This is a genomic window from uncultured Intestinimonas sp. (assembly GCF_944387245.1).
GTDB lineage: Bacteria > Bacillota > Clostridia > Oscillospirales > Oscillospiraceae > Intestinimonas.
Map to the genome: position 1 here is coordinate 1 of NZ_CALXEE010000082.1, position 9,227 is coordinate 9,227.

A 9,227-nucleotide genomic window follows, 5' to 3' on the forward strand; every position below is an offset into this window, starting at 1 on the left:
ACCATCCTCAACAGCCATAAAGAAAATATCACCGTGACCAGTGAGGACGGCCTGACGGAATTCACCTTCACGCTGACTCTGGCATAACGCGGAGGAAGCGGGGATATTTTCTCCGCCCCTTCAGGGGCGGCGCGGCGTCAGCCGCGTCCAAGGCGGCGCTGCACGGCGCCTTGCCGCAGGCGGGATTCATTCCCGTCGAGGAAGTGAGATCAGGGGTCCCCGGCCGGCCTGCCGGCTGGGGAGAAATATTACCGTGACCAGTGAGGACGGCCTGACGGAATTCACCTTCACGCTGACCCTGGCGTGATCGCCTGGACAGGAGGGACCACATGTACCACTACTATTACGACGGACCGGACGGAGCGCACGACACTTGCCCGGCTACCCAGGTGGCGGAGGAACCCGTCAGGGATCTGCCGGCGGGGCCGGAGCCCCAGCCGGTCCCGGAGCCGCCGGAGGAGCGGCGGCCCCGCAAGGGGCGCTCCGAGCGAGGCGCTGCGGCGGTGCTGTTGGGTCTCACCCTGGTGCTGGGGGGACTGGCGGTGGCCCTGGCCATCCAGGCCCGGCCCTTGGATATCAGCGCCATGGCTCCGGCAGAGGGGTATATGGAAAACACGCAGACAGTTGTAGTGGACCTGGAGCTACAGCGTTACCCCAACGGGGATGGTACCACCCTGACCCTGGCGAACCGGCCGGAGACGGTCCCCCTCTCCTTCCAGGAGATCTACCGGCAGGTAAGTCCCTCGGTGGTGTCCATCACCGCCCTGCTGCCCATGGGCGCCTCCCAGGGCACCGGCGTGGTCATGACCGCCGACGGCTACATCATCACCAACGCCCACGTCATTGAAGGGGCTTTCCGGGCTGACGTGTCCCTGGAGGACGGCCGGAGCTTTGAGGCCAAGCTGGTGGGCAGTGATGAGAGCACCGATCTGGCGGTGCTGAAGGTGGAGGCCACCGACCTGACCCCCGCTGTCTTTGGAGACTCCGACCAGATGGTGGTGGGAGACACGGTGGTGGCCATCGGCAACCCCATGGGAGAGCAGCTCAGGGGCACCATGACCGACGGCATCCTGTCCGCCATCAACCGGGACATGGAGGTGGACGGCAACACCATGACCCTCCTCCAGACCACCGCCGCCCTCAATACCGGCAACTCCGGCGGCGCTCTGGTCAACGACCAGGGGCAGGTCATCGGCATCACCAACATGAAGCTCATCTCCAACGTCTCCGACAACACCCTGGAGGGCCTGGGCTTTGCCATCCCCACCACCACCGTGAAGCCGGTGGTGGATGCCCTCATTGCCGAGGGTGTGGTCACCGGCCGGCCCACTCTGGGGGTCACTGTCCGGCCTATGTACGACTTTGAGCAGGAGGAGTACGGTGTGGACCAGGGCCTTTTGGTGGTGAGTGTCGCCGCCGGCTCCGACGCCGAAGGCAAACTGGAGGAGGGGGATATTCTCCTCACCGCCAACAGTACCCCCCTGCACACCAACGACGACCTGCTGGCCATCCGGGATGAACTTCAGGCGGGGGACGCCATCGACTTTGAGGTCCGCCGTGGGGAGGAGACCCTCAACGTCTGCGTGACGCTCATGGAACAGTATCAGCTGGAAGAGTAAAAAGGGAGCGCTGCAGATCGTTATTCTGCAGCGCTCCCTTTTTGGATATTGAATTGTGAAAGCCCCCAAAGAAGGATATCGTTTCTGGCTTTTTATGGCAGAAAATAGTTTTTCATATAGGAGTCATAATCCTCTATGGTAAAATCAGCGGGTAAGCCTACCAAATCGGCCTCGCCCTGTTCAATGGAATACTTGTTGATTTTCAGCCATGCTGCAAACATTTCAGGGTCATTTTGCCGTTTATTTTCCACCCAGCTCCGGCCTTCTTCTTTCAGAAACGTCAGCCGATCACCAAAAGACAGATTTCTGCGTTCCGCCTCATCTAAGCTCCATTGCAGATGATGGTTAAAACTTTGCATGGTTTTGCCCATAATCGTCCATGCCCTTGGAATTTCAACTGTGATCTCATCTGGAACATTCAGGGTGACCCGGCTCTGGTCTGGCGACAGTTCCAGCCTGTCATACTGTTTTGCCTGCCCGTTTTTTCCCCCATTCTGTGCGGCAGCCTGCAAGCAGGTCCTGTCAGAGAGCTTGGCGGATGCGTTAAACTTTGTGTAAGACTGAATTGCCCCTGCATAGGAGGGATTGACTGCATTGATCATGAGTGGTACCACCTTCCCTGGGTATCCTGTTACTGAAACATCCCAAATACCTGCCAGACTTCCTGGCGGTTGATGTACTCTGTGCGGATAAATCCAGTGAGCCAGGACTTTTCCGAAACCCGCTCCCGGTTGTGGTCGATTTTTTCATCCAGCGCATCCAGGAATTTATCTATGAACGGCTCAAAGGAATCCTTTACGACCCGGGACATGGAATCGCTGACGCCTGCATCCTCCATCATGCCTGTGAGAGCGTGATACTGCTGGGCAAGGTACTTGCCAAGGTCAGCGTCGCTTTCTGCTGGTTCCTTGACACCCCATTCGGGATTCTTGATTTGCCCGGAAAGCCCCTTGGCAGTGAGGGCGGCAAAGGCCAAATCCTCCGCACTGTATGGGGCCGTGTCGCCGGCTGCATGTGCGGCAGACAGTTCTGCCGACGACGCAGCAGCGCTTTCTCTCAGCCTGGCCGCCATGTAGCCGTCATCCTGTTTCAGCCACTGCTCGCTGGGGTCGGTGATATCTGCATAAATGTCGTTTTCCGTAAGATACATACTGTATTCGTCCGCCTTGCTGTCGATGGCAGCCAGAACACTCTCCCGCATTTTCTCAGAGACACCGGACTGTCCCAGTTCCTCATAGAAGCCGCCGATGTTTTCAGCGTAAGAATCTGCCAGTTCTTCCTTGCTCTTTGTGTATAAGCGATCCAGCGTCTGCATTTCCTGTTCCAGCGTTTCACCGGTATACTGGGTCTGAATGCGGTCCTTCAACACCGCATAACGAGACGCCAGATAGTCTGCCTTGGTCTCAAAGCTTTCGGCATTATCAAAGCGGATGTCCATACGCGCAAAATCTTCCTGTACACCACGCCAGTCGATTTCATTCCCCAGTCCGTTTGCCTCCAACTTGGCACGGAATGCATCCAGGCTCTCCTGGCTGACCTGTCCCTCTGTCATCAACTTGACCGGCTTGGAGGGGTCAAGCACATAGGAATCCCCTGCTTTGACAAAGCTCAGCCTGTACTGCTTCATATACTGATTCATCAGGGCATCTTCTTCTGTGTACTCTTTCTCCGAAGCAGGCCGAAGATCCGCTGCCAGATCAAGCTTAGCATTGATTGGTGTCGCTTCCGGCGTTTCCAGCACTTGCAGGCGGTTAGGCAGACACGGATAAGCGCCGCTCAATTCCACCCGGTCCCGGTTTTCGGCTTTCGGCTGCATCTGCGTCTGTGAAAGGGTGGCGGACACAATAGAGTTGTTCTGTTTCATCCCAATATTGTTTAGCCAGGTGCTTTTCAGCCACTGATTTGCACGGAATTGACCGATATACATTTTTTGGTTCCTCCTAGAATATAAAGAAGTTCCCATTCGGATATTTAGACCCAATAATCCCTATGTGATATCGGCTTATTTTGGAGAAAGTAAAGCTGGTTTCCTTTTTCTGTTCCACACTTTTCCGACCGCCGCTGCCATGGATAAACTCTGTTGGCCCGGCCAGAGCATCCAAATGGGTGCAGTTCAAATTTTTTCCGGGCTGTCCAGCCATTCTTTTTTCATTGCCCTATTTTGAAACAGACCCTTTTCGCATGCCCCTCAGTCCAGCTTCAGGTCGCCTTCCTTGATCCAGCCGATCTTTCGGAAGAAGAGGCCGAAGGCCCAGCACAGCACGGCGGGGAGGACGAAGGAGATGAGGAGGAGGCCCGCCCAGTCAAAGGCAGTGGGGACAATGGCCAGAGCGCCGTTGGCGATGGCCTGCTCGCTGGGGGAGACCCAGCCCGTCCACACCCCCAGCTGTCCGCACAGGCCGCAGGTGCCCATGCCGGAGTTGATGGGGGCGCCGTTCATCTCCAGACCGAAGAAGCAGGTGGCCAGAGGGCCGGTGATGGCGGAGGTGAGGATGGCGGGGAGCCAGATCCTTGGATTTTTGACGATGTTGGGCATCTGGAGCATGGAGGTGCCGATGCCCTGGCTCACCAGACCGCCCCAGCCGTTTTCCCGAAAGGAGAGGACGGCGAAGCCCACCATGTTGGCGCAGCAGCCCGCCACGGCGGCGCCCCCGGCCAGGCCGGTGAGTCCCAGCACCGAGCAGATGGCCGCCGAGGAGATGGGGAGGGTGAGGGCAATGCCCACCAGCACGGAGACCAGAATGCCCATCCAGAAGGGCTGGAGGAGGGTGGTGCGCATGATGAGCTGGCCGAAAGCGTTGGCCGCGCCGCCGATGGGGGGCGCGATGATCCAGGCGGCGCCGATGCCGATGAGGATGGTGACGATGGGGGTGACCAGAATGTCGATCTTGGTCTCCTTGCTCACCGCCTTGCCGAACTCGGCGGCGATGATGGCCACGAAGAGGACGGCCAGCGGTCCCCCCGCCCCGCCCAGGGCGTTGCAGGCATAGCCCACCGTCACCAGGGAGAAGAGCACCATGGGGGGCGCCTGGAGGGCGTAGCCGATGGCCACCGCCATGGCCGAGCCGCTCATGAAGGAGCATAGCCCGCCCACGGTGTAGCCCACGTCGTTGATCCTGATGATCTGGGCCGTCAGGAAGGGAATGCCGAACTGACTTCCCAGGGTGTTCAGAATGGTGCCGATAAGCAGGGAGCAGAAGAGGCCCTGGGCCATGGCACCCAGAGCGTCGATGCCGTACCGCCGGGCCGAGATCACAATGTTTTTCCGCTGGAGGAAGCCTTTCAAATCTTCCATATTCGCGCCAGCTCCTTCTCTATGTATCGTTGTTGTCTGGATAGGTGTCTTGACATAAGATAGTATTATAACGGCCCATGGGAAAAAGTCAAGCTTTTTCCCATGGGCCGTCTCTGTCAGGTGAGTAGGATGCCGGCCTCCTTGAGGGCCGCGGTCACCCGGCGGTAGGCCCCCTCGTCGGGGCAGCGCAGGGTGTGCAGGTGGATGCCGCCGGTGAGATCGGACAGGGGTCTGGCCCCATGAGCCTCTACGGCTTGTATAAATTCCGACACATCATACCGATTGGATAGGTCTAGCTGGCCCACCAGCTGCCCGTAGACCTGGTGCTCCACGATGACGTTGACCACGGTGCAGCCGTTGTCCACCATGATGTTGAGCTCCCTGGCCATGTCTGCCGGGGTGGTGTGGCGGCAGGCCACCGTCCGCAGTTCCCCGGCGGCGCTGCGGTCCAGTACATAGCCACGGGGGGTGGCGGTGATCCGTTCCCCCGCCGCCCGGAGAAGGGCGATGTCCCCCACGATGATCTGGCGGCTCACCGACAGGGTGTGGGCCAGGGCGGTGGCGCTCACCGCCCGGTCGGCCTCCTCCAGCAGCTTCATGAGTCTTTCCCGGCGTACACCGGCGTTCATATGCTCCCTCCGTTCTTCAGACATAGCCTAACAGCCCCCGTACTGACACCTCGCCGGCGGTCACCGTCCGCTCACTGCCGTCGGGCAGGCGGCACACCAGGGCGAAGTCGTCGTCCACCTCTTGGGCAAAGGCGGGCTCCCGGCCGCCGTCCGGCCCCACCAGGGCCACCTCATGGCCGGTGGTGACGCACCGGCGGCGGTACTCGGCCAGATATGCGTCCTTCCCCTGGGGGAAGGCGGCGTACATCTCGTCCAGGGCGGCGAGCAGGTGGACGGACAGCTCCGCCCGGCGCACCGGCCGGCCCAGGGCCTGGGTGAGGGAGGTGGCGATGGGGGAGAGGTCGGGGCCGAAGTCGGCCTCGGTCTGTCCCACGTTGACTCCGATCCCCACCACCACGGCCACCGCCGCGGCGCTCTCGGCCTCGAACTCCAGCTCGGTGAGAATGCCGCAGAGCTTTTTGCCGTTCAGAATGATGTCGTTGGTCCACTTGATGCCGCAGGTGAGGCCGCAGCAGGCCTCGATGGCCCGGCACACCGCCACCGCCGTCCAGGCGGTGAGTTGGCCCAGGGCGTCCAGGGGCACCCGGGGCCGGAGGAGAACGGAGCAGAACAATCCCTTCCCCTTCAGGGACTGGAAGGCGTTGCCCCGTCGGCCCCGGCCCGCCGTCTGCTCGTCGGAGAGGACGGCCAGGCCTTCGGCCGCCCCGTCTGCGGCCCGGCGCTTGACCTCGCTGTTGGTGGAGTCCACCGTGTCCAGGCAGACCACCTCCCGGCCCACCAGGCGGCCGGAGAGGGCGGCGGTCAGTTCCCCGGCGCGCAGGTCGTCGGGGGCGGCGGAGAGGCGGTAGCCCCGGTTGGGGGCGGAGACGATCTCGTACCCCGCCCGGCGCAGGGCCTCCACCGCCTTCCACACCGCCGCCCGGCTCACCCCAAGCTGCCGGCTCATCTCCTCTCCGGAGCGGTAGGCCTCCGGCTCGGAGCGCAGCAGGGACAAGATCTCATCCTGAAGCATGGACCCACTTCCTTTCCCGCCCATTATACCTCCTGACCGAAGGATGGTCAACCAAAGAGAAAAAAAGGTTTACAAACGGCCGGGGATGTGATATTGTAAACCGGAAAATAAATTAAGTTTACGATTGGAGCCCACAGACATGAGAGATCAGACCCGTATGCTGGCCCTGGCCGCCCTCTTCGCCGTGGTGACGGCGGCGGCCAACTTTATCAAAATTCCCATTGGCGTGGTGCCCATTACCCTGCTCTTTTTTGCCACCGCCCTCTCCGGCGTGCTGCTGGGGCCCAAGTGGGGGGCGGTGTCCCAGGTGGTGTATGTGGTCCTGGGCCTGGTGGGCCTGCCCATCTTCACCGGCGGCGGAGGCCTGGGCTATGTGCTCCAGCCCAGCTTCGGCTTTCTGCTGGGCCTCATCCCCGCCGCCTGGGTGATCGGCATGGTGAGCCGGGGGGAGCCGGGGCCGGTCCGGGTGGCCCTGGCCGCCCTGGCCGGGCTGGGGACCCTCTACCTGGTGGGCCTGCCCTATATGTGGCTCATCCTCAACGTATATCTGAAGAGTGCCATGGCCCTCCCCGCCCTTTTGTGGAGCGGCATGCTCATCTTCCTCCCCGGAGACTTTTTGAAGATCGCCGGCGTCACCGTTCTCTACCGGCCCCTGCGCCGGGCGCTGGAGCGGCGCTGAGGGGGCATATCCCATTGGCCTTACCCATATATTGGTAGCAAAACCGGGAAAGGCGGGAAGGGTATGCAATATGAGGAGAAGCGGCCGCGGCAGGAGGCGGCGGACCACCACGTGATCCTGGAGGGGAGGGCCTCCCTCTCGGTGTCCGGGGTGGAGGAGGTGGAGAGCTTTGACGAGAACGCCATCGTCATGCGCACCTCCCTGGGGACCCTGGTGGTGCGGGGGGAGGAGCTCCACATCGAAAAGCTGAGCCTGGACGGGGGCGACCTGCGGGTGGAGGGGATGGTGGACTCCCTCACCTACGAGGATGACGGCGGTCCCCGGGCGGGCTTCCTGGCCCGTCTGTTCCGGTAGCTGGCCATGGGCATCGATCTGGCGGACCAGGTCCGGACCTTCCTGGGGGCGGCGGCCCTCGGGGGGTGTCTGGGCCTGGTCTACGACGTTTTTCGGGTCCTGCGGCGGCGCCTCCGCCTCCCCCTGGTGGGCGCCCTGCTGGACCTGGGCTTCTGGGGCCTGGTCACGGCGGGCCTCTTCTGCTACGCCACCGCCGCCGGCGGCGGCGAGGTGCGCATCTATATGGCGGTAGCCCTCTTCCTGGGGGCGCTGCTCTATTTTCTGTTGCTCAGTCCGCCCGCCCTGTTTGTGGTGGGGCTGGCCGCCGACGGGGCGGCCCTGCTGCTGCGCCTGATCCTCCTGCCGGTGGACCAGGCTGCACGGCTTGGGAAAAAAATTCAGAATTTCGCAAAAAAATACTTCCATTATCGGCGGGAATGGTATAAACTTAACCTGATACCCGGAGAGATGGACGACCTTACCCGTTCCAGAGACGGGAGATGGGAGGGGAGAGACCATGCCAAAGACCAAGAAAGCCGGACTGCTCACCAAGCTGGTGATTCTGGCCTTGCTCATTTATTTGGCCACGTCTCTGCTCAACCTGCAAAGCCGGATCCGTCAGACCCAGGCCGAGCGGGACACCCTGAGCCGTCAGGTGGCCGAGCAGACCCAGGTCAACGCCGATCTGGCCGAGGACGTGGCCAATCCCGACGATCCCGACCGGATTGCCGACATCGCCAGGGATAAACTAGGCCTGGTGGTACCCGGAGAGAAGGTCATCGTCATCACCAACTGACGGGCCGTCTGCTCAGAGAGAGACCGGGTGAAAATTCAAGGAGGATCATGGAAGTAGTATGGAGTTTGGTGTAGGTTCTATTGTAGAAGGAAAAGTGACAGGCATCACGAAGTTCGGCGCCTTCGTGTCGCTGCCCGGCGGTCGGTCGGGTCTGGTGCATATCTCCGAGATCGCCTATACTTACGTGAATGACGTAAAGGATCATCTCACGGAGGGACAGGAGGTCAAGGTCAAGGTCATCGGCATCGATGACAACAACCGCATCAATCTGTCCATCAAGAAGGCCATGGATCCCCCGCCCCGGCCCCAGCGGACCGGTGGACCGGGCGCCCCCCGTCAGGGCGGCGCACCCCGGAGCGGCGGTTTCGGCGGCCCCCGTCAGGGCGGCGGACGTCAGGGCGGCTTCAGCCGTCAGCCCAGTGAGCCGGAGACCTTTGAGGAGCGGCTCAAGCATTTCATGCAGGCCTCGGACAGCAAGCTCTCCGAGATGAAGTATACTGAAAAGCGCAGCAGCCGCCGGGGCGGCGGCCGCCGGTAAGGCGACCCCACCGCATAGGGTGGCTTGACAGGAATGAAACAGGGCGCGGTCTGTAGGGCCGCGCCCTGTTTGCCGTATGGGCACTTCCGCCATGGCCATGGACAGCCGAAAGGTCCGGCGGGGGAGCGCGAGGGGGCGGCAGCCCGCCTCGCGTGGGATCGAACGCCCTGCATCCACACTGTGGATGCAGCGAGCGGAGCGAGGACTTTTCCGGCCCGCCCCGGGCCGGGAAAGTAACGGCATTTTTATGCGGTCTGTAGGGCCGCGCCCTGTTTGCCGTATGGGCACTTCCGCCATGGCCATGGACAGCCGAAAGGTCCGGCGGG

General features: G+C 61.7%; 10 protein-coding genes and 1 pseudogene. 6 read left to right on the forward strand and 5 right to left on the reverse strand.

Features of this window, described 5'->3' with window-relative positions:
* Nucleotides 1–329: 329 nt before the first annotated feature.
* Nucleotides 330–1,619, forward strand: a complete 1,290-nt coding sequence (locus Q0K15_RS09610; RefSeq protein ID WP_294515633.1) for a trypsin-like peptidase domain-containing protein — start codon at nt 330–332, stop codon at nt 1,617–1,619.
* A 92-nt stretch (nt 1,620–1,711) separates the two neighbouring features.
* Here the strand turns inward: Q0K15_RS09610 and Q0K15_RS09615 are convergent, their stop codons facing one another.
* From Q0K15_RS09615 to Q0K15_RS09635, 5 genes are all read right to left on the reverse strand, one after another.
* Nucleotides 1,712–2,221, reverse strand: a complete 510-nt coding sequence (locus Q0K15_RS09615) for a hypothetical protein (protein WP_294515634.1) — start codon at nt 2,219–2,221, stop codon at nt 1,712–1,714.
* 29 nt (nt 2,222–2,250) lie between these two features.
* Entirely contained in the window at nt 2,251–3,546 is a 1,296-nt protein-coding gene (locus Q0K15_RS09620; protein ID WP_294515635.1) for a hypothetical protein, read from the reverse strand.
* Nucleotides 3,547–3,807: 261 nt separating this feature from the next.
* The gene (locus tag Q0K15_RS09625) at nt 3,808–4,914 is read right to left on the reverse strand and encodes a PTS sugar transporter subunit IIC (protein ID WP_294515636.1); all 1,107 of its coding nucleotides are present in this window, start codon (nt 4,912–4,914) and stop codon (nt 3,808–3,810) included.
* 116 nt (nt 4,915–5,030) lie between these two features.
* Nucleotides 5,031–5,543: a transcription repressor NadR gene (locus Q0K15_RS09630; RefSeq protein ID WP_294515637.1), complete on the reverse strand. Its 513-nt coding sequence runs from the start codon at nt 5,541–5,543 to the stop codon at nt 5,031–5,033.
* A gap of 16 nt (nt 5,544–5,559) precedes the next feature.
* The gene (locus tag Q0K15_RS09635; protein WP_294515638.1) at nt 5,560–6,555 is read right to left on the reverse strand and encodes a biotin--[acetyl-CoA-carboxylase] ligase; all 996 of its coding nucleotides are present in this window, start codon (nt 6,553–6,555) and stop codon (nt 5,560–5,562) included.
* 139 nt (nt 6,556–6,694) lie between these two features.
* Between Q0K15_RS09635 and Q0K15_RS09640 the strand changes: the two genes are divergently transcribed.
* The 5 genes and pseudogenes from Q0K15_RS09640 (at nt 6,695) to Q0K15_RS09655 (ending at nt 8,901) form a co-directional block, all read left to right on the forward strand.
* Nucleotides 6,695–7,234: a biotin transporter BioY gene (locus Q0K15_RS09640; RefSeq protein WP_294515639.1), complete on the forward strand. Its 540-nt coding sequence runs from the start codon at nt 6,695–6,697 to the stop codon at nt 7,232–7,234.
* A 63-nt stretch (nt 7,235–7,297) separates the two neighbouring features.
* A complete protein-coding gene (gene yabP, locus Q0K15_RS09645) occupies nt 7,298–7,588 on the forward strand; it encodes a sporulation protein YabP (protein ID WP_130848281.1) in 291 nt (96 codons plus the stop codon).
* A 6-nt stretch (nt 7,589–7,594) separates the two neighbouring features.
* A pseudogene (yabQ, locus tag Q0K15_RS11170) lies at nt 7,595–7,852 on the forward strand (spore cortex biosynthesis protein YabQ); the annotation flags it as partial.
* Between the two features lie 232 nt (nt 7,853–8,084).
* The gene (ftsL, locus tag Q0K15_RS09650) at nt 8,085–8,363 is read left to right on the forward strand and encodes a cell division protein FtsL (protein WP_294515640.1); all 279 of its coding nucleotides are present in this window, start codon (nt 8,085–8,087) and stop codon (nt 8,361–8,363) included.
* 58 nt (nt 8,364–8,421) lie between these two features.
* Nucleotides 8,422–8,901, forward strand: a complete 480-nt coding sequence (locus tag Q0K15_RS09655) for a S1 RNA-binding domain-containing protein (RefSeq protein ID WP_130848279.1) — start codon at nt 8,422–8,424, stop codon at nt 8,899–8,901.
* Nucleotides 8,902–9,227: the final 326 nt, after the last annotated feature.

Excerpts from the sequence above, each read along its gene's own strand:
- Q0K15_RS09610 (WP_294515633.1), top strand. The coding sequence starts at position 330 with ATGTACCACTACTATTACGACGGACCGGACGGAGCGCACGACACTTGC.
- Q0K15_RS09615 (WP_294515634.1), bottom strand. The coding sequence starts at position 2,221 with ATGATCAATGCAGTCAATCCCTCCTATGCAGGGGCAATTCAGTCTTAC.
- Q0K15_RS09620 (WP_294515635.1), bottom strand. The coding sequence starts at position 3,546 with ATGTATATCGGTCAATTCCGTGCAAATCAGTGGCTGAAAAGCACCTGG.
- Q0K15_RS09625 (WP_294515636.1), bottom strand. The coding sequence starts at position 4,914 with ATGGAAGATTTGAAAGGCTTCCTCCAGCGGAAAAACATTGTGATCTCG.
- Q0K15_RS09630 (WP_294515637.1), bottom strand. The coding sequence starts at position 5,543 with ATGAACGCCGGTGTACGCCGGGAAAGACTCATGAAGCTGCTGGAGGAG.
- Q0K15_RS09635 (WP_294515638.1), bottom strand. The coding sequence starts at position 6,555 with ATGCTTCAGGATGAGATCTTGTCCCTGCTGCGCTCCGAGCCGGAGGCC.
- Q0K15_RS09640 (WP_294515639.1), top strand. The coding sequence starts at position 6,695 with ATGAGAGATCAGACCCGTATGCTGGCCCTGGCCGCCCTCTTCGCCGTG.
- yabP (WP_130848281.1), top strand. The coding sequence starts at position 7,298 with ATGCAATATGAGGAGAAGCGGCCGCGGCAGGAGGCGGCGGACCACCAC.
- ftsL (WP_294515640.1), top strand. The coding sequence starts at position 8,085 with ATGCCAAAGACCAAGAAAGCCGGACTGCTCACCAAGCTGGTGATTCTG.
- Q0K15_RS09655 (WP_130848279.1), top strand. The coding sequence starts at position 8,422 with ATGGAGTTTGGTGTAGGTTCTATTGTAGAAGGAAAAGTGACAGGCATC.